At 66.6% G+C, this 24,931-nt stretch carries 17 protein-coding genes; 9 read left to right on the top strand and 8 right to left on the bottom strand.

Annotated features, from left to right (window positions below; genetic code table 11):
• Positions 1-8: 8 nt before the first annotated feature.
• The 5 genes from ACO6VM_RS18675 to ACO6VM_RS18655 all read right to left on the bottom strand — a co-directional run bounded on the left by ACO6VM_RS18675 (position 9) and on the right by ACO6VM_RS18655 (position 7,553).
• The gene (locus tag ACO6VM_RS18675) at positions 9-3,575 is read right to left on the bottom strand and encodes a transporter substrate-binding domain-containing protein (RefSeq protein WP_401056606.1); all 3,567 of its coding nucleotides are present in this window, start codon (positions 3,573-3,575) and stop codon (positions 9-11) included.
• Positions 3,576-3,621: 46 nt separating this feature from the next.
• Positions 3,622-4,248 (bottom strand): response regulator transcription factor, encoded by a 627-nt coding sequence (locus ACO6VM_RS18670; RefSeq protein ID WP_125465111.1) that lies wholly within the window; start codon positions 4,246-4,248, stop codon positions 3,622-3,624.
• Positions 4,249-4,475: 227 nt separating this feature from the next.
• Positions 4,476-6,140 (bottom strand): cation acetate symporter, encoded by a 1,665-nt coding sequence (locus ACO6VM_RS18665; RefSeq protein WP_401056608.1) that lies wholly within the window; start codon positions 6,138-6,140, stop codon positions 4,476-4,478.
• Positions 6,137-6,448, bottom strand: a complete 312-nt coding sequence (locus tag ACO6VM_RS18660) for a DUF485 domain-containing protein (protein WP_323828553.1) — start codon at positions 6,446-6,448, stop codon at positions 6,137-6,139. The genes ACO6VM_RS18665 and ACO6VM_RS18660 overlap by 4 nt, the downstream gene beginning before the upstream one ends.
• Before the next feature lie 244 nt (positions 6,449-6,692).
• Positions 6,693-7,553, bottom strand: a complete 861-nt coding sequence (locus ACO6VM_RS18655) for a glycine betaine ABC transporter substrate-binding protein (RefSeq protein WP_401056610.1) — start codon at positions 7,551-7,553, stop codon at positions 6,693-6,695.
• Positions 7,554-7,770: 217 nt separating this feature from the next.
• Between ACO6VM_RS18655 and ACO6VM_RS18650 the strand changes: the two genes are divergently transcribed.
• Positions 7,771-9,318: a beta (1-6) glucans synthase gene (locus ACO6VM_RS18650; RefSeq protein ID WP_401056612.1), complete on the top strand. Its 1,548-nt coding sequence runs from the start codon at positions 7,771-7,773 to the stop codon at positions 9,316-9,318.
• 123 nt (positions 9,319-9,441) lie between these two features.
• On the opposite strand, the gene moaB is transcribed toward ACO6VM_RS18650, so the two are convergent.
• Complete coding sequence (moaB, locus tag ACO6VM_RS18645) at positions 9,442-9,981, bottom strand: molybdenum cofactor biosynthesis protein B (protein ID WP_125465115.1); 540 nt, start codon at positions 9,979-9,981, stop codon at positions 9,442-9,444.
• 182 nt (positions 9,982-10,163) lie between these two features.
• Between moaB and ACO6VM_RS18640 the strand changes: the two genes are divergently transcribed.
• Entirely contained in the window at positions 10,164-11,051 is an 888-nt protein-coding gene (locus tag ACO6VM_RS18640) for a LysR family transcriptional regulator (protein WP_347148569.1), read from the top strand.
• Here ACO6VM_RS18640 and ACO6VM_RS18635 read toward each other — a convergent pair.
• Complete coding sequence (locus tag ACO6VM_RS18635) at positions 11,039-11,818, bottom strand: AraC family transcriptional regulator (RefSeq protein ID WP_125465117.1); 780 nt, start codon at positions 11,816-11,818, stop codon at positions 11,039-11,041. The genes ACO6VM_RS18640 and ACO6VM_RS18635 overlap by 13 nt on opposite strands.
• 337 nt (positions 11,819-12,155) lie before the next feature.
• Here ACO6VM_RS18635 and ACO6VM_RS18630 point away from each other — a divergent pair, with 337 nt between their 5' ends.
• The 5 genes from ACO6VM_RS18630 (at position 12,156) to ACO6VM_RS18610 (ending at position 18,737) form a co-directional block, all read left to right on the top strand.
• On the top strand, positions 12,156-13,772 hold the full coding sequence (locus ACO6VM_RS18630; RefSeq protein ID WP_401056615.1) for an APC family permease: 1,617 nt from the start codon (positions 12,156-12,158) through the stop codon (positions 13,770-13,772).
• 117 nt (positions 13,773-13,889) lie between these two features.
• A complete protein-coding gene (locus ACO6VM_RS18625) occupies positions 13,890-14,816 on the top strand; it encodes a 4-hydroxyproline epimerase (protein WP_401056617.1) in 927 nt (308 codons plus the stop codon).
• 41 nt (positions 14,817-14,857) lie between these two features.
• Complete coding sequence (locus ACO6VM_RS18620) at positions 14,858-15,805, top strand: dihydrodipicolinate synthase family protein (RefSeq protein WP_401056619.1); 948 nt, start codon at positions 14,858-14,860, stop codon at positions 15,803-15,805.
• A 104-nt stretch (positions 15,806-15,909) separates the two neighbouring features.
• Positions 15,910-17,487: an aldehyde dehydrogenase (NADP(+)) gene (locus ACO6VM_RS18615; RefSeq protein ID WP_401056621.1), complete on the top strand. Its 1,578-nt coding sequence runs from the start codon at positions 15,910-15,912 to the stop codon at positions 17,485-17,487.
• A 2-nt stretch (positions 17,488-17,489) separates the two neighbouring features.
• The gene (locus ACO6VM_RS18610) at positions 17,490-18,737 is read left to right on the top strand and encodes an NAD(P)/FAD-dependent oxidoreductase (RefSeq protein ID WP_401056623.1); all 1,248 of its coding nucleotides are present in this window, start codon (positions 17,490-17,492) and stop codon (positions 18,735-18,737) included.
• Between the two features lie 158 nt (positions 18,738-18,895).
• Here the strand turns inward: ACO6VM_RS18610 and xenA are convergent, their stop codons facing one another.
• The gene (gene xenA / locus ACO6VM_RS18605; protein ID WP_401056625.1) at positions 18,896-19,987 is read right to left on the bottom strand and encodes a xenobiotic reductase XenA; all 1,092 of its coding nucleotides are present in this window, start codon (positions 19,985-19,987) and stop codon (positions 18,896-18,898) included.
• A 78-nt stretch (positions 19,988-20,065) separates the two neighbouring features.
• Between xenA and ACO6VM_RS18600 the strand changes: the two genes are divergently transcribed.
• Both ACO6VM_RS18600 and ACO6VM_RS18595 read left to right on the top strand, forming a co-directional pair.
• The gene (locus tag ACO6VM_RS18600) at positions 20,066-20,374 is read left to right on the top strand and encodes an ArsR/SmtB family transcription factor (RefSeq protein ID WP_232880619.1); all 309 of its coding nucleotides are present in this window, start codon (positions 20,066-20,068) and stop codon (positions 20,372-20,374) included.
• A gap of 210 nt (positions 20,375-20,584) precedes the next feature.
• A complete protein-coding gene (locus ACO6VM_RS18595) occupies positions 20,585-24,865 on the top strand; it encodes a DEAD/DEAH box helicase (RefSeq protein ID WP_401058830.1) in 4,281 nt (1,426 codons plus the stop codon).
• Positions 24,866-24,931 lie beyond the last annotated feature (66 nt).

The raw sequence follows: 24,931 nt of genomic DNA, 5'->3' as shown, positions 1-24,931 counted from the left end.
CTCACTGCTCAATCCTGGCCGACGTGCCTGTCACGTGCGGCGCTGTTCTGTATGCTGTAGCGCTGCAACACCCCTTCGAGCTCACTCAGCGCCTGGCAAACGGCCTCCAGTTGCCCGGGCGGGAGCGTGCCGCCGGCACAACTGCGCTCGACCTGCTCGCAGGCTTCGATCACCTTGCGGGCGCGAATGATCCGCGCCCCACCCTTGATCCGGTGAGCCAGCGCAGCCAGTGCCCCCAGATCCTCGTCTTCACCATGGCTTAGCAGTTGGCCGAGGTCCTTGCGGTTGCTGGCCAGCAGGTCATTGAGCAGCGCGTCCAGCGCCTGCTGGTCCCCCCCGGTCAGGCGCTCCAGGCTGCTCAGGTCGAAGCCGTCGCCCACGGCCACGGGCGCGTCGTCACTCACCCGCTGCATGCCCACCAGTGCCAAGGCCAGGGCCTTGAGCCCCAACGGCTTGAAATGGCAGGCATCCATGCCGGCACGCTCGCAACGCTGGCGCTCGCCCACCAGCGCATTGGCAGTCAGCCCCAGCACCCGGCAGGCCCGGCGCCCCTGCCGACGCTCGTGCAGGCGAATGGCCCGGGCCAGGGTGTAGCCATCGAGCACGGGCATGTTGCAGTCGCTGATCACCACATCGAAATCGCCCTGCAACCACGCGCGCAAACCCTGGGCGCCATCTTCGGCAACGCTGGCGCGATGGCCCAGGTAGCCCAGCTGATTGACCAGCAGCAGGCGATTGGCCGGATAGTCATCGACCACCAGTACCCGCAAGCTCTCACTCTTCGCCAGCAGGGCGTCGGGCGCCTCCTGCGCCGCCATCGCTTCGCGGGCGTCGACCCGCTCGAGCCGCAGTGCCAGATCGATCCGCGTGCCCACGCCCAGGGTGCTGCGCAGGTGCATGTGCCCGCCCATCAACTCGCACAAGGTACGGCTGATCGACAAGCCCAGGCCCGCCCCGCGCCGTGCCGACTGACGGTTGTTGCTGGCCTGCCAGAACAGCCCGCCAAGCCGTGACAGCTCCGCCTCGGGGATGCCGATACCGGTGTCCTCCACGGTCAGCTCGACCGCCACCGCACGCGCCTGCACGGTGCTGCGCAGGCTTACCCGGACACTGCCACGGTGGGTGAACTTGATCGCGTTGCTCAGCAGGTTGGCGAGGATCTGCTTGAAGCGCAGCGGGTCGAGCAGCACCTCGGCGTCCGCCGGCCCCTCCAGCTCCAGCAGCAGCTGCAACCCCTTGCTGCGGGCCTGCTGCTCGAATAACTGCACCGCCTCGGCCACATGCTGTTGCAGGCACCCCGGCTGCGGTGCCAGTTGCAGATGGCCAGTTTCGATGCGAGTGACGTCGAGGATGTCGCCGATCAGCCCGAGCAGGCTGCGCGCCGCGTCCGAGGCGACTTCGATCGACAAGCGGTCGAGTACTCCCTGCTCGGCCTTGCGCAAGGCCAGCTCGAGCATGCCCAGCACGGCATTGAGCGGTGTGCGTATCTCGTGGCTCATGGTGGCAAGGAAGTGGGTCTTGGCCTGGTTGGCGCTGTCGGCATCGTCCTTGGCCGCCTGCAGCTGCGCTTGCAGGTGCTGGCGTTCGGTGACATCGATCCAGCCGGCGATCACCCCGGCCTGGCCATCACGCAAACCGCGGTAAGGCAGCATCCAGTGCGACAGGGTCCTTTGCACGCCTTCGCCCAGGCTGACCTGCAGGTCTTCGACCTGCACCCGGCCGCTGGCCAGCACCTCGCGCCAGGCGCCCTGCCAGGCCAGGGCGTCGCTCTGGCCCAAAGGTTGGCCGATGACCGCCGCCTGGCTGACCTGCAAGGCCTGCAGGTAACTGTTGTTGCAGGTCAGCAGGCGGCCGTGCTGGTCGCAGACGTAGATCGGATGCGGTGTGCCGTCGATCATCACGCGCATGAACGCCAGCTGGTCGGCCAGTTCGCGCTCGGCCTGCTCGCGCACCCGCACCAGCCCGCGCAGGTAGCGGACCCAGGCCAGTGCCAGCAGCAGCGACAGGGCGACTGCGGCAAAACCTTGCAGCACCGCCAGCCGATAGCGTTGCCAGAAACTGTCGGCAACGATCACCTCGCTGCGCCAACGGCGGGCCAAGGCGTCCATTTCCTGGGGTGACAGGCTGAGCAGCGCCTTGTTGAGGATCGACTGCAGCTCCAGTGCGCCCCGTGGGCTGGCGAAAGCGAAATAGGCCGGCTCCAGGGTGAGGCTGGCACTGATCTTCAGGCGTGTCGGCGCCAGCCGCTCGGTCAACGCCCGGGCCCCGATCATCGGCACCAGCGCAGCATCGGCACGGCCGCTGGCCACGCGCCAGACCGCATCCACCGGCCCGTCGGACTCGACCAGCCGGATGTCCGGGTAATGCTGGCGCAGATACGCCTTGGGATAGCCGCTACGGGTCACGGCCAGGCGCAGCCCGGTCAGTTGCTCCAGGCTGGACGCCGCAGCGCCGCTGTCCGCAGTGACCAACACCTGCGCCGAACTGGCAAAACTGCGGCTGAACGCCAGGTGCTGCTCACGTTCATCGCTGGGCGTAACGCCGGCGATCAGATCGGCCTCGCCCCGGGCGGTACGCTCGATCATGCGCTCCAGGGTCCCGCCAGCCACCAGGTCGAAGGTCAGGCCGGTGCGCCGGCCAATGCGCTGCAACACATCCACCGCCAGCCCGCGCAGACGCCCCTCGCCGTCGCGGTAGCTGATAGGTGGGTACTGATCGTTGAGCAGCACCCGCAACGGCCCCTGGCCCTGTACCCAACTCAGCTCCTTGTCACTCAGTTGCAGCGGACCGCGCTCCACCAGCCCCTGCCCGCCCCAGCGACGACGGATGCGCGCATGCTCCTGCGGCTCGATGCTGGCCAGCACCGCATCGACCAGGCCGTGCAACGGCGTGTCGTGCGGATGCATGGCGAACCCCAGCGGCTGGCTTTCCAGGTCGGGACTGTCGAAGGCTTCCAGCGGCCCGACCAGCCCTTTGCCGATCAGGTACTGACTTTCCAGTGCGCCGCCCAGGTAAAGGTCGGCCTGGCCAAAGGCCAAGGCACCCAGCGCTGCACGGGTGGAGGGGAATACCTGGACCTGCGCCTGAGGATATCGAGCCAGTATGCTGTCGAGCCTGCGGTAACCTTCGCGCATGGCCACGCGCAAAGGCACATCGGCCGCGGGTTCATCCTCTCGCAGCACCACCACTGGCAGGTCTTGCGCATAGGCTTGCGACAGCCGCAGGCCGGCATCGCTGGCCTGCCGGGCAGTCACACTGGCCAGCAGGTCCACTTCTTGCGCCCGCAACGCCTCGATGGCGGCATTGAGCGAGGCATACACACGAATTTGCACGGGCATCTGCAGTTGCCCGGCCAGCAGCCCGGCATAGTCGGCGCTGATCCCTTCGTAGTCGCGCCCGGTACCGAGGATGTCCAGCGGCGGGTTGTCCGGTCTCACCACCGCCAGCCTGAGTTGCTGTCGCGCCCACAGCCAGCGCAACTGCGCTTCGTCCGGGGTCAGCCGGGGGCCGGAGAAGGTCGAGCGGCCGTGCAACTGCGGCAGTTGATCGGCGGGCAGAAGAGGTGCGCAACACAACAACACAGCCAGCAGCCCCCTGTGTATCAGCCCCACGCGATGACCACTAGATCAGCAGGTTGCGACGGGCAACGTCGGCCAGTTCGATCACCGAACCGACCCGTAGCTTGTCCAGCAGCCTGGACTTGTAGGTGCTGATGGTCTTGTTGCTGAGCAGCATGGTTTCGCCGATGGCCTTGTTGCTCAGGCCCCGCGACAGGTGCTGGAGGATGATCACTTCCCGGTCACTGAGGCCGGAAAGGCGCTGCGCTTCGCTGGCGTGGATGTCCTGGCGGTTCACCGAGCTCAGCGACACCTCGGGGAAATAGCTGTAGCCCGAACGCAGGGCCAGCACCGCCTTGCTCAGCTCGCAGAGGTCATCGGACTTCGACACGAAGCCGGCAGCCCCGGCCTTCATGCAGCGCAACGAGAAGCACTCGGCCAACTGCGAGGTGAGCACCAGGATCTTCGGTGGCTGTGGCAGCGCCCGCAACCGGGCCATGACCTGTAGCCCATCCAGGCCGGGCATGATGATGTCGAGGATGACCAGGTCGGGGGTGTGCTCGCGGGCCAGCTGCACGGCATCGACGCCGTTGTCGGCCTGGCCGATGATGTCCAGGCGTTCCTGACGCAACTGCAGGCACACACTGGCGCGGATGAAAGGGTGATCGTCCACCACGAGGGCTTTTTGCATGGCGTTGTCCTCTTCGTTGAGCGGTTTCCTGGCTCGCAGTACGAGTAGACGCGCGAGGCGGCCATTGCGGGCCTTGGGGCACATTGTTCACCCTGCCCCTGGCCCCCGAATGCACGATGCGTCCTAAATCAAACAAGAATTTTCCCAAGATCGAGTCGACCTCCCCTGCTTTTCACCGCACAAAAAAAACGCCCCGCAAGCGGGGCGTTTTTCACATCAGGGTTGGATCAGTGCGACACCGCACCGCTGGCCCCCAGGCCAGTCTGCGAGCGGACGAACTGCGGGTAGAACAGCGCGCGTTCGTCTTCGGCAGCCTTGGACTTGTCGGTGACCGAGAAGAACCAGATACCGACAAAGGCGATCAGCATCGAGAACAGCGCTGGGTACTCGTAGGGGTAGATGGCTTTCTCGTGGCCGAGGATCTGTACCCAGATGGTCGGGCCGAGGACCATCAGGCCCACCGCACTGATCAGCCCCAGCCAGCCGCCGATCATGGCGCCGCGGGTGGTCAGCTTCTTCCAGTACATCGAGAGCAGCAGTACCGGGAAGTTGCAGCTGGCGGCGATGGAGAAGGCCAGGCCGACCATGAAGGCGATGTTCTGCTTCTCGAACAGAATCCCCAGGCCGATCGCCAGTACGCCCAGGGCGATGGTGGTGATCTTCGACACGCGGATCTCGTCCTTGTCGTTGGCCTTGCCCTTGCGCCAGACGCTGGCGTACAGGTCATGGGACACCGCCGAGGCACCGGCCAGGGTCAGGCCGGCAACCACCGCCAGGATGGTGGCGAAGGCCACGGCCGAGATGAAGCCGAGGAAGATGCTGCCACCCACGGCATCGGCCAGGTGCACCGCCGCCATGTTGTTGCCACCCAGCAGGGCGCCGGCGGCGTCCTTGAAGTCCGGGTTGGTGCTGACCAGCAGGATCGCGCCGAAGCCGATGATGAAGGTCAGGATGTAGAAGTAACCGATGAAGCCGGTGGCGTAGAGCACGCTCTTGCGAGCTTCCTTGGCGTCACTGACGGTGAAGAAGCGCATCAGGATGTGCGGCAGGCCGGCGGTACCGAACATCAGCGCCAGGCCCAGCGAGAACGCCGAGATCGGGTCCTTGACCAGGCCGCCCGGGCTCATGATCGCCTCGCCCTTGGCGTGCACCTTGATGGCCTCGGAGAACAGGGTGTTGAAGTCGAAGCCCACGTGCTTCATCACCATCAGCGCCATGAAGCTGGCACCGGACAGCAGCAGCACGGCCTTGATGATCTGTACCCAGGTGGTGGCGAGCATGCCGCCGAACAGCACGTACAGGCACATCAGGACACCGACCAGGATCACCGCAACATGGTAGTCAAGGCCGAACAGCAGCTCGATCAGCTTGCCGGCACCGACCATCTGCGCGATCAGGTAGAACGCCACCACCACCAGCGAGCCGGAGGCCGACAGGGTGCGGATTTCCTTCTGCCCGAGGCGGTACGAGGCAACGTCGGCGAAGGTGTACTTGCCCAGGTTGCGCAGGCGTTCGGCGATCAGGAACAGGATGATCGGCCAGCCGACCAAAAAGCCGATGGAGTAGATCAGGCCGTCGTAGCCCGAAGTGAACACCAGGGCGGAAATACCCAGGAACGAGGCTGCCGACATGTAGTCGCCGGCAATCGCCAAGCCGTTCTGGAAGCCGGTGATCTTGCCGCCAGCGGCATAGTAGTCGGCGGCGGAATTGTTGCGCTTGGAGGCCCAGTAGGTGATGCCCAGGGTAAAGGCGACGAAGGCCACGAACATGGCGATCGCGGCAACGTTCAGCGGTTGCTTCTGCACCTCGCCGGTCAGGGCATCGGCTGCCCACACGGCGGGTGCGAAAGCGCCGCAGGCCAGGACGGCCATAGTTTTGGCATGACGGATCATTGCTTGGCCTCCTCGAGGATTGCCTTGTTCAACTCGTCGAACTCGCCGTTGGCGCGACGCACGTAGATGGCGGTAAGCACGAACGCCGAAAGGATCAGGCCGACGCCCAGGGGGATACCCCAGGTGATCGACGAGCCGGGGCTGAGCTTGGCACCGAGCAGGTGCGGACCGTAGGCGATGAGGAGGATGAAGGCGCAGTAGAGGCCGAGCATGACTGCCGAGAGAATCCAGGCGAAACGCTCGCGCTTGGTGACCAGTTCCTTGAAGCGCGGACTGTTCTGTATCGATTGGTAAATGCTGTCGTTCATTGTTTTTGTCCTAGCAGCACAGATGTAGGGAGAACCCGACTCCACTTTATGCTGCCGCTGGACGCCAACCAGACGACCTTAGTCTTAGATGCAAGGGTGTTTTACAGATTGCGTAACAAAGTGACGACATATTCGCGGGTAAACCCGCTCCCACAGGTCGCCACGATGTTTGGGAGCGTGGTGATCCTGTGGGAGCGGGTTTACCCGCGAAGGGGCCTAGGCCTAATTGGCCCTTGATGTCAGGTTACTTACCGGTCCACTCCTTGACCCGCTCCGGATGCTTGGCCACCCAGTCCTTGGCCGCCGCTTCCGGCTTGGCGCCTTCCTGGATCGCCAGCATCACTTCACCGATCTCATCCTTGGACTGCCACTGGAACTTCTTGAGGAACTCGGCCACTTCCGGGGCCTTGGTGGCCAGTTCCTTGCTACCGATGCTGTTGACCGTTTCGGCGGCGCCATACACGCCTTTCGGATCTTCAAGGAACTTGAGTTTCCACTTGGCGAACATCCAGTGCGGCACCCAGCCGGTGACGGCGATGGATTGCTGCTTTGCATAGGACCGGCCAAGCTCGGCGGTCATTGCCGCGCCGGAGCTGGCGGTCAGTTTGTAGCCGGTCAGGTCGTAGTCCTTGATGGCCTGTTCGGTCTTGAGCATGACCCCGGAGCCTGCGTCGATGCCGACGATCTTCTGTTTGAAGCTCTGATCGGTCTTGAGGTCTTCGATGCTATTGGCCTTGACGTATTCGGGGACGATCAGGCCGATCTTGGCGTCCTTGAAGTTGGGGCCGAAGTCGACCACGTTGTCCTTGTTCTTGGTCCAGTACTCGCCATGGGTGACCGGCAGCCAGGCCGACAGCATGGCGTCGAGTTTGCCGGTGGCCACGCCCTGCCACATGATGCCGGTGGCCACGGCCTGCAGTTTCACGTCGTAGCCGAGCTTCTGCCTGATCACTTCGGCGGCCACGTTGGTGGTCGCCACGCTATCGGACCAACCATCCACGTAACCGATGCTGACTTCCTTGGCCATTGCTTGCGCAGTGCTCATGGCCAGTACCACAGCAGTGCCCACGCCCAGGAAACGTCGCATTTTTGTAAAAGTCGCCATCAAAGCATCCCCTCGTCAGGTCTTGGAGATTGCATCATCAACCTGACACATCAGGCGACCTGCTCTGTCAGCGACCTTTAGCGAACGATCAGCGACAGCACTGTGCCATTAGCGCCAGCGGCCCGCGCCGACCTGCGCGATCCTTGCATGCCAAACGCTTGGCGCCGGGCTACTATCACAGGTTCGCCCGTACGGGCCCCTGCTCACGAACCCGACGATGGACCGCCCGATGTTGCGCACGACCTACCTGCTCGCCTGCCTGCTCGCCCTCCTCGGCCTCGGCGCCCTCTGGTACGGCCTCGGCAAGCCAGTGCACCTGCCAGACGCCGCAAGCCCTACCCACAAATTGCAGTGCGCCTCCTACACCCCGTTCGACAAGGACCAGTCGCCGTTCGACCAGCCGTTTCGCCTGCGCCCGGCGCGCATGGACGCCGACCTGGCCCTGCTGGCCGAGCGTTTCCAGTGCATCCGCACCTACTCGATGACCGGCCTTGAAGCCATCCCGGCACTGGCCCGCAAGCACGGCCTGAAGGTAATGCTGGGGGCCTGGGTCAACGCCAACCCGGTGGACACCGACAAAGAAGTCGAGTTGCTGATCGCCGCCGCCAACGCCAACCCCGACGTGGTCAGCGCGGTGATCGTCGGCAACGAGGCGCTGCTGCGCAAGGAAGTCACCGGCGAGCGCCTGGCCGAGTTGATCAACAGGGTGAAGAGCCAGGTCAAGGTGCCGGTGACCTACGCCGATGTCTGGGAGTTCTGGCTGCAGCACCCGCAGATTGCGCCTGCGGTGGACTTCCTCACCATCCACCTGCTGCCTTACTGGGAGGATGACCCGCGTGGCATCGATGCGGCCCTGGCGCATGTCGCCGACGTGCGCCAGGTGTTCGGCAACCGCTTTGCGCCCAAGGACATCCTGATCGGCGAAACCGGCTGGCCAAGCGAGGGCCGCCAGCGCGAGACAGCGGTGCCGAGCCGGGTCAACGAGGCGCTTTTCATTCGTGGTTTCGTCGCCCTGGCCGAGGCCAATGGCTGGCACTACAACCTGATCGAAGCCTTCGACCAACCGTGGAAGCGCGCCAGTGAAGGCGCGGTGGGCGGCTACTGGGGGCTGTACGACGCCGACCGCCAGGACAAGGGCGTGCTCGAAGGGCCGGTGAGCAACCTGGCGCTGTGGCCACAGTGGCTGCTGGCCTCGCTGCTGTTGCTGCTGGCGACCTTGGCCCTGGCCGGGCGCCCGGCGCATGCCCGCGCCGCCTTGCTGTTGCCGCTGCTGGCCGCGCTGGGCGCCGGCAGCCTGGGACTGTGGGGCGAGCTGATGCGCACCAATGCACGGTTTGCCGGCGAGTGGCTGTGGGCCGTGCTGCTGGCCGGGCTCAACTTGCTGGTGCTGGCCCAGGCGGCCTTGGCCCTGGCCCGCCGTGACGGCTGGCGGCAGCGGTTGTTCGCCTGGCTTGAAGGGCATGCTGGCAAGTGGTTGCTGGCTGCGGGGTTCGCGGCGGCGGTGAGCATGCTGGCGATGGTGTTCGACCCGCGCTATCGCAGCTTCCCCAGCGCGGCATTGCTGCTGCCGGCGGTGGTCTACCTGCTGCGCCCGGTGCGCGCGCCTCGGGCGGAGGTGGCGTTGCTGGCGTTCATCGTTGGCGCGGGCGTGGCGCCGCAGTTGTATCAAGAGGGGTTGGCAAACCGGCAAGCGTGGGGTTGGGCGCTGGTCAGCGTGTTGATGGTCGGGGCGTTGTGGCGCAGTTTGCGTTTGCGCAAGGCCTGAAGATGCCAGTCAGTTAAGCCAACTGGGGTCGCTGCGCAACCCTTCGCGGGTAAACCCGCTCCCACAGGGCATCGAGATCCTGTGGGAGCGGGTTCACCCGCGAAGGGCTGCAAAGCAGCCCCATCAACCGCGGCTTTCGCACAGCCCGATCGGCTTCAAATGCGCAACAAAGTTGCACGGCCGGTGCCGGGCATCCAGTTGCTCGGCCAGGATCCCCTCCCACGCCGTCCGGCACGCCCCGGTCGACCCCGGCAGGCAACACACCAGGGTGCGGTTGGCCAGCCCGGCCAGCGCCCGGCTCTGCACGGTCGAAGTGCCGATATCGAGGATCGACAGCGCGCGGAACAACTCGCCAAAACCATCGATGCGCTTGTCCAGCAGGCACTCGACCGCTTCGGGCGTACTGTCGCGGCCGGTAAAGCCCGTGCCGCCGGTGATCAGCACCACCTGTACCTGCTCATCGGCAATCCAGGTGGCGACCTGGGCGCGGATCTTGTACAGGTCGTCCTTGAGCAGCTCACGTGCGATCAGCCGATGGCCGACCTCCACCGCGCGGCTGGCCAGCAACTCGCCGGAGGTGTCGTTGGCGTAGCTGCGGGTATCGCTGACAGTCAGTACGGCGATGTTCAGTGGCACGAACACCGCATCCGGTTTAACACTCATCAAGTTCCGCTCCGTGATTGGCCTTGCGGCCACGTTAGAGGCAAGCCTCGGACCGCGTCCAATCGATAGGGCGAACCAACCGATCAAGGGCCTCTATCAAGCGGTCACCATTAAAGATTGGCCAGCCCACGCGGAGTTGGTTAAGGTCGCCGAACCCGCCACCCCGCTCGCCAGGCCGCACCATGGACATCAAGCAGCTCAAGTTCCTCATCGCCCTCGACCAGACCCGCCACTTCGGCCAGGCCGCAGCGCTGTGCCATATCACCCAGCCGACCCTGTCGATGCGCCTGCGCAACCTGGAGGACGAGCTGGACCTGGTGCTGGTCAAGCGCGGCCAGCGCTTCGAGGGTTTCACCGAGGCCGGCGAGCGCATCCTGGCCTGGGCCCGCACCCTGCTGGCCGCCCACGACGGCCTGCAGGCCGAGGCCGCCAGCTGCCGTGGCCAGGTAGTCGGCAGCCTGCGCCTGGGCACCGTGCCACTGGCCAGCTTCAACCCCATGCAACTGCTGCTGCCGCTGCGGGAAAAATACCCCGAGCTGAGCTTCCAGCTGTCGTCGCTGAGCTCCGAGCAGATCATCGACGGCCTGTCGCGCAACCAGCTGGACCTGGGTATCTGCTACCTCGACCAGGTCAATGCCAGCTTCTTCGAAGTGATCGAGCTGAGCACCACCACCATGGGCCTGCTGCACGACACCCGGCACTTTCAGTTCGACGCCGACACCCTGCGTTGGGACGAACTCGGCGAGATTCCGCTTGGCCTGCTGAGCAAGGGCATGCATTACCGCCAGTCACTTGACCTGAGTTTCCGCAGCCGTGGCCTTGAACCCAACTCCGTGCTGGAAAGCGACTCGACCTTCCAACTGATCCAGGCCATCAACGTTGGCGTGTGCTGCGCGATCATGCCGCTGGATTGCGGCCTGGAAGAGCTGAGCACGCACCTGCGGATCATCCCGGTGGCCGACGCCAGCATCCACAGCCCGGTGGGCCTGCTGCTGCGCCGCAGCGAGCCGCGTTCAGCCATTGCCGAACAGTGTTTCGCTGAAGCCAAGGCACTGTTTCAACCTTCCTGAGCCGTCGCCTGGCGATACTGCCTCGGGGTAAACCCGGTGAGCTGCCGGAACTGGCGGCTGAACGCGCTGTGGTCGGTGTAGCCGCAGCGCAGGGCGACCTCGGTGATCGGCAGGTCCGAATGCAGCAACTGATGGGCGTGTTCCAGGCGGGCTTTGTGGATCATCTGCCGTGGCGTCAGGTGGAACACCCGCTTGCAGTAGCGCTCCAGCTGCGCCACTGAAATCCCGGCGATACGGGTCAGCTCGCCCATGCTGATCGGCTGGTGAAAATGCGCGCGGATATGCGCGTCCACCGCGGCCAGGCGCTGATAGGCGGGGTGGGTGTCGGCGGCGGATTGCAGATCCACGGAAATACCCACCAGGCCGATGATCCTGCCAGCGGGATCGTACAGCGGGCGCTTGTGGGTCAGGCACCAGCCCGGTTCGCGGCTGCCGTACAGGTGCAGTTCCAGCTGGTCCTCCAGCACCAACCCTTGCTCCAGCACACGGCGGTCCTGCTCGGTGTAACCGGGGCCGAGCCGAGCCGGGAACACCTCGGCGCTGGTCTTGCCCAGCAGTGGCTGCAGCTGTTTCAGGCCACAGCGCTGCACCAGGGTGCGGTTGGCCAGCACGTAACGCGCCTGCTCGTCCTTTATGAAAATCGCAGCGTTGGCGATGACGTCGAGCATCGGCAGCAGCCAGACCACCCCGGTGAGCAGCGCCTCCAAGGATTCGGGGCGGTGCTGGTCGAGCTGCTGGTAGAGGGTGGCGAGAGGTTGCTGGGGCATCAGTATCTTCGCTCTTGATTGTCGGCCTCTCGCGGGACAAGCCCGCTCCCACGCATTGTTCGTGGGAGCGGGCTTGCCCCGCGATTGCACACGCACAGCCGGCACAGCTGTTACGGCAAGGCCTGCAGCCTATCCAGCCACATCGCCCTTCACCAGCGCTTTCGAGAACTGTGCCGATTTCGTCATCCCCCTTGCCGAAAACCATCAAGAACCCCCGCCCCGATCGGTCCACTCTATGCCCCACGCAAGCCGCCCCCATGACCTACAAGAACGCGGCCCGCAAAGCCGCATCGTGACATCAGACCTGCCTATCCAAAACCTACAAAAAGGCGACCCCATGTCAGGCAAATTCAAGAAACAGCTGTCATTGCTGGACCTCACCTTCATCGGCCTCGGCGCCATCTTCGGCTCCGGCTGGCTGTTCGCCGCCAGCCACGTGTCGGCCATCGCCGGCCCGGCCGGGATCCTGTCCTGGTTCCTCGGCGGTTTCGCCGTCCTGCTGCTGGGCATCGTCTACTGCGAGCTCGGCGCTGCGCTGCCGCGCGCCGGTGGCGTGGTGCGCTACCCGGTGTATTCCCACGGTCCGCTGCTGGGCTACCTGATGGGCTTCATCACCCTGATCGCCTTCTCCAGCCTGATCGCCATCGAAGTGGTCGCCTCGCGCCAGTACGCCGCGGCCTGGTTCCCCAGCCTGACCAAGGCCGGTTCCAGCGACCCGACCGTGCTCGGCTGGCTGGTGCAGTTCGCCTTGCTCGGGTTGTTCTTCGCGCTCAACTACCGCAGCGTGAAGACCTTCGCCAAGGCCAACAACCTGGTCAGCGTGTTCAAGTTCATCGTGCCGTTGCTGGTGATCGGCGTGCTGTTCACCTTCTTCAAGCCGGAAAACTTCGAGGTGCAGGGCTTTGCCCCGTTCGGCATGTCCGGCGTGGAAATGGCCGTGTCGGCCGGCGGCATCATCTTCGCCTACCTGGGCCTTACCCCGATCATCTCGGTGGCCAGCGAGGTCAAGAACCCGCAGCGCACCATCCCCATCGCGCTGATCCTCTCGGTCCTGCTGTCCACCGCGATCTACGCCCTGCTGCAACTGGCCTTCCTCGGCAGCGTGCCGACCGAAATGCTGGCCAACGGCTGGGCCGGGGTGACCAAGGAACTGGCCCTGCCCTACCGTGACATCGCCCTGGCCCTGGGCGTCGGCTGGCTGGCCTACCTGGTGGTGGCCGATGCGGTGGTCTCGCCCAGCGGCTGCGGCAACATCTACATGAACGCCACCCCGCGGGTGATCTATGGCTGGGCGCAGACCGGCACCTTCTTCAAGTACTTCACCCGCATCGACGAGCAGTCCGGTATCCCGCGCCCGGCACTGTGGCTGACCTTCGCCCTGTCGGTGTTCTGGACCCTGCCATTCCCCTCCTGGGAGGCGCTGATCAACGTGGTCTCGGCCGCCCTGGTGCTGAGCTACGCGGTGGCGCCGGTGACCGTCGCCGCCCTGCGCCGCACGGCCCCGGACATGCCACGCCCGTTCCGGGTCAAGGGCATGGGGGTGCTCGGCCCGCTGTCGTTCATCATCGCCGCGCTGATCGTCTACTGGTCGGGCTGGAACACCGTGTCGTGGCTACTGGCCCTGCAGATCGTGATGTTCGTGCTGTACCTGCTGTGCCGCCGTTTCGTGCCCACCGAGCATCTTTCCATTGGCCAGCAAGTGCGCTCGTCGGCCTGGCTGATCGGTTTCTACGCCGTGACCATCCTGCTGTCCTGGCTGGGCAGCTTTGGCGGGCTGGGGGTGATCGGGCATCCGTTCGACACGGCGGTCGTGGCTGCAGCAGCGCTGGGTATCTATTACTGGGGCGCCGCCACCGGCGTGCCGGCTCACCTGGTACGGCTGGATGGGGACGACGAGAGCGAGGCGGCCGGCCAGGTGCACAGCGGCCATCGGCCTGCGGCACTGGCTTCCTGAAAACAACCGACAGGAACGCGTGGGAGCGGGCTTGCCCCGCGATTCACGGCAACCGGCCTCATCGCGGGGCAAGCCCGCTCCCACGGTGCCACCTTAAATCTGCAACGGATAACGCCCATGAAACAGATCCACGTCATCGACTCCCACACCGGCGGCGAACCGACCCGCCTGGTCATGCAAGGCTTCCCGCAACTGACCGGCCGCAGCATGGCCGAACAGCGCGACGAACTGCGCGAACTGCACGACCACTGGCGCCGCGCCTGCCTGCTGGAGCCACGCGGCAACGATGTGCTGGTGGGGGCGCTGTACTGCCCGCCGGTTTCCAGCGACGCCACTTGCGGGGTGATCTTCTTCAACAACGCCGGCTACCTGAACATGTGCGGCCACGGCACCATCGGCCTGGTCGCCTCCTTGCAGCACCTGGGGCTGATCGAACCGGGCGTGCACAAGATCGACACCCCGGTGGGCCAGGTCAGCGCCACCCTGCATGAGGACGGCGCGGTCACCGTCGGCAACGTGCCGTCCTGGCGCTACCGCCAGCAGGTGGCGGTCGAGGTGCCGGGCTTTGGCCCGGTGCGCGGCGACATCGCCTGGGGCGGCAACTGGTTCTTCCTGGTGAGCGATCATGGCCAGCGCATCGAACTGGACAACGTCGAGGTCCTGACCGACTACACCTGGAAAATGCTCAAGGCCCTGGAAACCCAGGGCATCACCGGCGAGCACGGCGCGCCGATCGACCATATCGAGCTGTTCGCCGACGACGCCCACGCCGACAGCCGCAACTTCGTGATGTGCCCGGGCAAGGCCTATGACCGCTCGCCCTGCGGCACCGGTACCAGCGCCAAGCTGGCGTGCCTGGCCGCCGACGGCAAGCTCGCCGAGGGCCAGGCCTGGGTGCAGGCGAGCATCACCGGCAGCCAGTTCCAGGGCCGCTTCGAACGCGAAGGCGAGCGTATCCGCCCGTTCATCACCGGCCGCGCCCACATGACCGCCGACAGCACCCTGCTGATCGACGAACAAGACCCGTTTGCCTGGGGCATCTGACCCCGCTTTCTTCCCAACGAACACTGCAAGGAGTGACAACAATGACTGACAACATCTTCACCGGTTGCATGCCCGCCCTGATGACCCCGTGCACCGCGCAGCGCACCCCCGACTTCGATGCCCTGGTGCGCAAGGGCCGCGAGCTGATCGAGGCCGGCATGAGCGCCGTGGTGTACTGCGGCTCGATGGGCGACTGGCCGCTGCTGACCGAGGCCGAGCGCCAGGAAGGCGTGGCACGCCTGGTGGCCGCCGGCATCCCGACCATCGTCGGCACTGGCGCGGTGAACACCCGCGAGGCGGTAGCCCATGCCGCCCACGCGGCCAAGGTCGGCGCTGCCGGGCTGATGGTCATCCCCCGCGTGCTGTCCCGTGGCGCGTCGCTGATTGCCCAGAAGCATCACTTCTCGGCGATCCTGGCGGCCGCGCCCAAGCTGCCGGCGGTGATCTACAACAGCCCCTACTACGGCTTCGCCACCCGCGCCGACCTGTTCTTCGAACTGCGCCGCGAGTACCCCAACCTGATCGGCTTCAAGGAGTTCGGCGGCGCCGCCGACCTGCGCTACGCCGCCGAACACATCACCTCCCAGGATGACGACGTGACCCTGATGGTCGGCGTCGACACGCAAGTGGTGCACGGCTTCGTCAACTGCAACGCCACCGGCGCCATCACCGGCATCGGCAACGCCCTGCCCCGCCAGGTGCTGCAACTGGTGAGCCTGAGCAAGCAGGCGGCCAAGGGTGACGCCAAGGCCCGGCGCCTGGCGCGGGAGCTGGAAGCCGCGCTGGCGGTGCTGTCGTCGTTCGATGAAGGCTGCGACCTGGTGCTGTACTACAAGCACCTGATGGTGCTCAACGGCGATACCGAGTACAGCCTGCACTTCAACGAAACCGACGCCCTCACCGACGCCCAGCGCCACTACGCCGAGCAGCAGTACAGCCTGTTCCGCACCTGGTACGCCAACTGGTCGGCCGAGCAGAACCTGGCCTGAAGCCCTGCTCGCCAGCAAGGACGGCTCCTGTGGGAGCCGGCTTGCCGGCGATCACCGGCCTGGCCGGTGCCATCCTCCGAACCCTCCGCCCCAAGGACGCCCCCATGCCCCTCACAGGCAACCTGCTGATCGGCCAGCGCGCCGTATCCGGCACCCAGGCCGCGATCCGCGCCATCGATCCGGCCACCGACAAACCACTCGATCCGCCCTACGCCGGCGCCAGCGCCGAGCAGGTGGCCCAAGCCTGTGCCCTGGCCTGGGCGGCGTTCGATGAATACCGCGCAACCTCGCTGGCGCACCGCGCCCACTTTCTTGAAACCATCGCCGAGCAGATCGAAGCACTGGGCGATGACCTGATCCATCGCGCCGTCGCCGAAACCGGCCTGCCCGCGGCCCGCATCCAGGGCGAACGCGGACGCACCTGTACCCAGCTACGCACCTTCGCCCGGGTAGTGCGTGCCGGCGAATGGCTGGACGTGCGCGTCGACCACGCCCTGCCCGCGCGCCAGCCACTGCCACGCGCCGACCTGCGCCAGCGCCAGGTGGCCCTGGGCCCGGTGGCGGTGTTTGGCGCCAGTAACTTCCCGCTGGCCTTTTCGGTGGCCGGTGGCGATACCGCGTCGGCGCTGGCCGCTGGCTGCCCGGTGGTGGTCAAGGCCCACAGCGCCCACCCCGGCACCAGCGAGCTGGTCGGCCAGGCCGTGGCCCGGGCGGTGCAGCTGTGCGAACTGCCCGAAGGCGTGTTCTCCCTGCTGTACGGCGCCGGCCGCGACATCGGCCTGGGCCTGGTCAACGACCCGCGCATCAAGGCGGTCGGGTTCACCGGCTCGCGCAGTGGCGGCGTTGCCCTGTGCCAGGCCGCCCAGGCACGCCCGGAACCGATTCCGGTGTACGCCGAAATGAGTTCGATCAATCCGGTGTTCCTGTTCGACGCCGCCCTGCAAACCCGCGGCGAAGCACTGGCACAGGGTTTCGTCGCCTCGCTGACCCAGGGCGCCGGCCAGTTCTGCACCAACCCCGGCCTGCTGATCGCCCGTCAGGGCCCGGCGCTGCAACGCTTCATCGCCGCCGCCGGCGAACAGCTGCAGCGCACCGCCGCGCAGACCATGCTCACCCCTGGCATCTTCGCTGCGTATGCCGCTGGCGTCGCCGCGCTGGCCGCAAACCGCAATGCCCAACGGGTCGCCAGCGGCCAGGCGCCGCAGGGGCCGAACCAATGCCAGGCGCAGCTGTTCCTGACCGAGGCTACGGCTTTCCTGGGTGACCCGGGCTTGCAGGCCGAAGTGTTTGGCGCGGCTTCATTGGTGGTGGCTTGTGACAGCGATGCGCAGGTGCGCCAGGTGGCCGAGCATCTGGAAGGGCAACTGACGGCCACCTTGCACCTGGACGAGGCCGACTTCGACAGTGCCCGGCAACTGCTGCCGACCCTGGAGCGCAAGGCCGGGCGCATTCTGCTCAACGGCTGGCCGACCGGCGTCGAGGTGTGCGATGCGATGGTCCACGGAGGGCCGTTCCCCGCCACTTCCGATACCCGCAGCACCTCGGTGGGGACGGCGGCAATCCAGCGTTTCCTGCGCCCGGTCTGTTACCAGGACCTGCCCGATGCCCTGCTGCCCGCTGAGTTGCAACACGCTAACCCGCTGCATCTGCGCCGTCTGGTCGACGGCAAAAGGGAAGGCTAGGCATGCTCGAAACCCCTGAAACCGAGATCGCCGTGGTCGGCGCCGGCATCGTCGGCGTCGCCTGTGCCCTGCAACTGGCCCGCCTGGGCAAGCGGGTGTTGCTGATCGACCGCCAGGCGCCCGGCCACGGCGCCTCCTGGGGCAATGCCGGGCACCTGGCCACCGAGCAAGTGTTCCCCATCGCCGACCTGTCGATCCTCAAGCGCCTGCCGGCCATGCTGCTGGACCCGATGGGCCCGCTGCGCCTGGACTGGAAGTACCTGCCCAAGGCGTTGCCATGGTTCACCCGGCTGCTGCTCAACCTGCGCCCGGCCCCTTTCCAGCGCAGCGTGGCCGGCCTGCGCGCGCTCAACGAGGCCAGCCTCGGCGCCTGGCAGCGTTTGCTGGGCTCGATCGGGCGCGCTGACCTGCTGCATGAGGATGGCTCGTTGCTGGTATTCGAACGCGCCGAATCGCGCCCGGCACTGCAGGCCTTGCGCGCACGCCTGCAGCAGCAGGCGGTGCCGGTGGACTACTGGTCGGCGCAGGCCGTACACGCCGCAGCGCCACAGTTGAGCCCGTCGCTTCAGGGCGGCCTGTTCTTCCCGCGTACCGGGCATTTTGTCGACCCGTACCGGGTGGTCGGCGCGCTGTTCGACGCCGCCCAGGCGGCCGGTGTGCAGTTCGCCAGGCGGGAGGTAAGCGGTGGCCGGCTGCACGCAGGCGGGGTCACCCTGCACAGTGACCAGGGCGACCTGCAGGCCCGCCAGGTGCTGATCGCCTGTGGTGCGCACTCGGCAAGGCTGGTGCACAGCTTGACCGGCAAACGCGTCCCGCTGGACACCGAACGCGGCTACCACCTGATGCTGCCCAACGAGCAGCAGCGGCTGCCGTTCGCCGTCACCTCGCTGGAGCGCAAGTTCATCATGACGCCCATGGCCGATGGCTTGCGCCTGGCCGGCACGGTGGAGTTCGCCGGGCTCGATGCAGCACCGAGCATGCAGCGGGCGTGGCAGTTGCATCGTTTGAGCAAGGGGTTGTTCCGGCGCGAGCTGGATGCCGAGGGGGCGACGCCGTGGATGGGTTTCAGGCCGTCGTTGCCGGATTCACTGCCGGTGATCGATCGGGTGGCGGACGGCAAGGTGTTGCTGGCGTTCGGGCACCAGCACTTGGGGTTGACCCAGGCGGCGGTGACGGCGCAGTGGGTGGGGCGCTTGGCAGACAATCAGATGGATTGCCGAATGGCCGCCTATCAGCTGGATCGGTTCTGAACAAATGACAAATCGCGGGGCAAGCCCGCTCCCACGTGCGTGGGAGCGGGCTTGCCCCGCGATGGGCTGAATCAACTCAGCGATAATAGCACACGTCTGCCCGTTCCCCGTCCACTCTGGCCCCCTTCCCCCCCCCCCCCCCGATGGGCTGAATCAACTCAGCGATAACGCTCAAGCCAGTGCGCGTAAGGCGCAGGCAGCGTCCACGACGCCTTGTCCACGCCCAGTGCCTTGGCAGCGAAATACGGCCAATGCGGATCAGCCAGGTGCGCACGCCCCACCGAGACCAGGTCCAGCTGGTTGGCCTGCAGCGCCCCTTCAGCCAGCTCCGGCGTACCGAAGCCCCACGCCGAAGTCACCGGCAGTTTCGCTTCCCGGCGTACACGCTCGGCAATCGGCCCCATGAAGGCCGGGCCCCACGGAATGTTGGTCTCGGGGATGGTGAAGCCGACGCTGACGCTCAGCAGGTCCAGGCCACCGGCCTTGAAACGCCGCGCCAGTTCGATGGACTCCTGCAGGGTCTGCTCGTCACGCCCGTCGTATTCCAGCACGCCAAAGCGCGCCGTCAGCGGCAGATGCTCCGGCCACACTTCACGCACGGCCGCCAGGGTTTCCAGGAGGAAGCGGCTGCGGTTGTCGAAACTGCCACCGTAGGCGTCGGTACGCTGGTTGGTGTGCTCGGAGAAGAAGCTCTGCCCCAGGTAGCCATGGGCGAAATGCAGCTCGATCCACTCGAAACCAGCCTCACGGGCACGGCGGGCGCCGTCGACGAAGTCCTGCTTGACCCGGGCGATGTCTTCAAGGGTCATGGCCTTTGGCACTTTCGGCAGGTGGGCGCCGAAAGCGATGGCCGATGGGGCGATGGTGTCCCAGCCGCGAGCGTCGTCGGCGGCGATATGGTCGTCACCTTCCCATGGGCGGTTGGCGCTGGCCTTGCGCCCGGCGTGGGCGATCTGGATGCCCGGCACCGAGCCTGCGGCCTTGATCGCCTGCACCACCGGCACGAAGGCCTGGGCGTGGGCATCGCTCCAGATACCGGCGCAGCCGGGGGTGATGCGGCCTTCCGGCGACACGGCAGTGGCTTCGACCACCACCAGGCCGGCACCGCCCCGGGCCAGGCCGGCCAGGTGGACGTGGTGCCAGTCGTTGATCATGCCGTCCTCGGCCATGTACTGGCACATCGGCGGGATGGCGATGCGGTTGCGCAGGGTGACGTCCTTGAGGGTATAGGGTTCGAACAGGGCGGACATGTGGTTACTCCGGGGGTGAGTCAACTTACGATTGTTCGATCATATTCGAACTATGGCAATTTGTGAAACCCCGTTATCATGTCGGCCATGCGAACCTATACCCACCCCTCCCCCGACAACCTCACCCTGGAGCGCCTGCTCTACGCCCTGAGCGACCCTGTGCGCATGGAAATCGTCCGCCACCTGGCCGGTGTGGCCGAGGCCAGCTGCGGCGAACTGGATGGCGGGCGGCCGAAGTCGAGCATGTCCCATCACTTTCGCGTGTTGCGCGAGGCGGGGCTGGTGTTTACCCGCAATGTGGGGACCACGCACATGAACTCGCTGCGCAGCGATGAGCTCGAGGGGCGCTTCCCCGGGCTGCTGGGCAGCATTCTCGGGCAGCGCTGACAGGCGAGCACTCCGTGGGAGCGGGCTTGCCCCGCGATGACACCTCACGCTCGACACGCCAGCCTGAGCTAACAGCATCGCGGGGCAAGCCCGCTCCCACGCCGTTCGCTGTGGACCTGAGCGTGGGAGCGGGCTTGCCCCGCGATGAGGCCGGAACAGGCAGACGAACGGCCCCTTGCCTATCCGCCTGCAACGCTCCATAACCAATCCATGAACCTCCCCGCTCACCAGCACCCGGTGCTCGGCCTGTTCCACCCCGCCGTGGCCACCTGGTTCCGCCAACGCTTCGCCACGGTCACCGAGGCCCAGGCCGGCGCCTGGCCGCTGATCCATGCGCGCCAGTCGATGCTGCTGGCCGCGCCGACCGGCTCGGGCAAGACCCTGAGCGCCTTCCTCGCCGTGCTCGACGAGCTGTTCCGCCAAGGGCTCGATCGCGACGGCGAACTGCCGGCGCAAACCCAGGTTGTCTACGTCTCGCCGCTCAAGGCGCTGTCCAACGACATTCGCCTGAACCTCGAGGCCCCGCTCGCAGGCATCAGCGCGCAGATCGAGCAGCTCGGCCTGAAGGCGCCACGCATCACCACGGCCGTACGCACCGGCGACACCCCGCAGAAGGAACGCGCGGCCATGCGCAAGCTGGCCCCGCATATCCTGGTGACCACGCCGGAATCACTGTACGTGCTGATGGGTTCGGCGTCGGGCCGCGAAGGCCTGGCCGGCGTACACACGGTGATCGTCGACGAGATCCACGCCCTGGCCGGCAACAAGCGCGGCAGCCACCTGGCCTTGACCCTGGAACGCCTGGAGGCCCTGGCAGGCCGGCCCTTGCGGCGCATCGGCCTGTCGGCGACCCAGCGCCCGGTGGAGCGGGTGGCGCAGTTCCTGGTTGGCCACCAGCGCCCCTGTGCCATCGTCGACATCGGCCATGTGCGCCAGCGCGACCTGGCCCTCGAAGTGCCGCCGGTGCCGTTGGCCGCGGTCATGGCCAGCGATGTCTGGGCGCTGGTCTACGAGCGTCTGGCCACCCTGGCCCGCCAACACCGCACCACACTGATCTTCGTCAACACCCGGCGCCTGGCCGAACGCCTCACCCGCCACCTGGGCGAGCGTCTGGGCAACGACGCCGTGGCCGCGCACCACGGCAGCCTGGCCAAGGAGCATCGCCTCAAGGCCGAGCAGCAACTCAAGGCCGGCGAGTTGCAGGTGCTGGTCACCACCGCCTCGCTGGAGCTGGGTATCGATATCGGCGATGTCGATCTGGTCTGCCAGATCGCCTCGCCCGGCTCGATCGCCGCCTTCTTGCAGCGGGTCGGGCGCTCCGGGCATCAGGTCGATGGCGTGCCCAAGGGCCGGCTGTTCCCCACCTCGCGGGACGAGCTGATCGAGTGCGTCGCCTTGCTCGACTCTGTGCGCCAGGGCGAACTCGACGCGTTGCATATCCCGGCGGCGCCGCTGGACGTGCTCGCCCAGCAGATCGTCGCCGAAGTGAGCAACCAGCCCTGGGACGAGCGCGCGCTGTTCAACCTGCTGCGCCAGGCCACCCCCTACGCCGCCCTCGACCAAGGCCACTACCAGGCCCTGCTGCGCATGCTCGCCGAGGGTTTCAACGGCCGCCAGGGCGTGCGCAGCGCTTACCTGCACCGTGATGCGGTCAGCGCCAGCCTGCGCGGGCGACGCGGTAGCCAGCTGACCGCGTTGACCAGCGGCGGCACCATCCCCGAAACCGCCGACTACGCTGTGCTGCTCGAACCCCAGGCGCTGAACATCGGCAGCGTCAACGAAGACTTCGCGATCGAGAGCATCGCTGGCGATATCTTCCAGCTGGGCAACGCCTCCTACCGCATCCTGCGGGTAGAGCCTGGGCGGGTACGGGTCGAGGATGCCCGGGGCCAGCCACCGACCATTCCGTTCTGGATCGGCGAGGCGCCCGGGCGCAGCAATGAGCTGTCCGGCGCAGTGGCGCGGCTGCAGGCGCGCCTTGATGAACAATTGCAGGCCGGCGATTTCGACCAGGCGCTGGGCTGGCTGCGCACCACCTACCAACTGGATGAAGGCTGCGCCCAGCAATTGCTCGACTACCTCGGCCGCACCTGGCAGGTGCTCGGCGCCCTGCCCTCGCAGCAGACCCTGGTGATGGAGCGCTTCTTCGACGAGTCCGGCGGCACCCAGCTGATCATTCATTCGCCCTTCGGTAGCCGCATCAACCGCGCCTGGGGCCTGGCCCTGCGCAAGCGCTTCTGCCGCACGTTCAATTTCGAGCTGCAGGCGGCGGCCAGTGAAGATGCCATCGTGCTGTCGCTGTCCAGCAGCCACAGTTTCGAACTGGACGAGGTCTGGCGTTACCTGAACAGCCGCACGGCCGAGCCGATCCTTGTCCAGGCTCTGCTCGACGCGCCGCTGTTCGGCGTGCGCTGGCGCTGGTGCGCGGCGGTGGCCATGGCCTTGCCGCGCTATGTGGGCGGGCGCAAGGTGGCGCCGCAGATCCAGCGGATGAAGAGCGAAGACCTGATAGCCGCAGTATTCCCCGACCAGATCGCCTGCCTGGAGAACCTGGTCGGCGAGCGGCAGATTCCCGATCACCCACTGGTCGAACAGACCCTCGACGACTGCCTGCACGAGGCCATGGACAGCGAAGGCTGGCTGGCGCTGCTGCGGCGCATGGAGGCCGGTGACATCCGCCTGCTCAGCCGCGACCTGCCGGCGCCTTCACCATTGGCCTCGGCGATCCTCAACGCCCGCCCCTACACCTTCCTCGACGATGCCCCGCTGGAAGAGCGGCGCACCCAGGCCGTGCTCAACCGCCGCTGGAACGAAGTGCACAGCAGCGACGACCTCGGAGCGCTGGACATCGACGCCATCCGCGCCGTGCAGGCCGAGGCCTGGCCGCACGCCGCCAACGCCGATGAACTGCATGAAGCCCTGATGAGCCTGGGCGTGATCACCCAGGCCGAAGCCGAGGCCAACCCTGGCTGGGTCGCCCTGCTTGAGCAACTGGCGCAGTCCGGCAGAGCCTGCCGCCTCCAGGCGGGCGGGCCGCCTGTGTGGCTGGCCCGTGAGCGCCTTGGGCAGATCAGCGCAGTGTTCCCCGGCGCCCACCTGGAGCCAGCGTTGCCAGTGCTGCCGGGCTTCGACCAACCTTATGCGCAGGACACCGCGCTGAGCGAACTGCTGCGGGCCCGGCTGAGCGGCTTCGGCCCATTGACCCTCGCCCAGATCGGCACGCCGCTGGGTTGCGCCCTGGGCGACTGCGAACAGGCCCTCGCCCGGCTGGAAGGCGAAGGTTACGTGCTGCGCGGCCAGTTCAGCCCGGGTGAGCGCGCAGTGCAGTGGTGCGAACGCCACCTGCTGGCGCGCATCCACCGCTATACGGTCAAGCGCCTGCGCCGCGAGATCGAACCGGTCAGCCTGCAGGACTTCATGCGTTTTCTGTTCGACTGGCAGCACCTGGCCAGCGAAGAGCGCCTGCGTGGCCCGCAGGCCGTGGGCGAAGTGCTCGGCCAGTTGCAAGGTTTCCCGGCTGCGGCCGGCGCCTGGGAGGCGGAACTGCTGCCGGCACGGATCAAGGACTACAGCCCGCACTGGCTGGACGATGCCTGCCGCAGCGGCCAGTGGGCCTGGAGCAGGCTGGCGGCCACGGCCTCGGCCAGCACCTTGACCAGCACCCCCTTGGTGCTGCTGCCACGCGAGCAACTTGGGCTGTGGCGCAGCCTTGCGCCAACGCCGGATCCGCAGCAGCTATCGCCGCGGGGCCAGCGCGTGCTGCAAAGCTTGCAGGCCCACGGCGCCCTGTTCTTCGACGAACTTGCCCACGAGGCTCACCTGCTGCCCAGCGAGCTGGAAACCGCGCTGCAGGAACTGGTCGGCTTTGGCCTGGCCAGCGCCGACGGTTTCAGTGGCCTGCGCAGCCTGATCACCCCCGCGGCCAAACGCGCTTCGCGCAGCAGCCGGCGCGGGCATCCGCCGCTGTCGAGTTCCATGGCCCATGCCGGGCGCTGGGCACTGCTGCGCCGCGCGGGCAGCGCAGTGGACAAAGACCCGCGCCTGGAACATATCGCCCGCAGCCTGCTGCGTCGCTACGGCGTGGTGTGCTGGCGCCTGCTGGAGCGTGAAAGCGATGTGCTGCCGTCGTGGCGTGAGTTGCTGCATTGCTATCACCGCCTCGAAGCCCGCGGTGAGATCCGTGGCGGGCGCTTTATCGCCGGGCTGGCCGGCGAGCAGTTCGCCTTGCCCGAAGCCATCGGGGTATTGCGCCAGGTGCGCAGGCGCGAAGTGGACGGGGCGTTGCTGGTGGTGAGTGGTTGCGATCCGTTGAACCTGGTGGGCACCTTGTTGCCGGGGGCCAAGGTGCCGGCGGTGAACGGCAATCGGCTGCTGTTCCGCGATGGGGTGGCGGTGGCGTGCCGGGTGGCGGGGAAGTATCAGTATCTGGTTGATGTGCCGTCGGCTGAGCAAACGCTGTGGCACCAGCGCTTGTTGCGTAATGGCTACTGACGTCATCGCGGGGGGGGGGGCAGCCCCCACCAACAGGGGTTGGGGGAGGGGGCGTCCCCCACAGGA

Origin of the sequence: Pseudomonas sp. GZD-209 (assembly GCF_049310485.1) — a bacterium.
Lineage (GTDB): Bacteria > Pseudomonadota > Gammaproteobacteria > Pseudomonadales > Pseudomonadaceae > Aquipseudomonas > Aquipseudomonas sichuanensis.
This window is presented reverse-complemented; position numbering and strand designations above follow the sequence as displayed.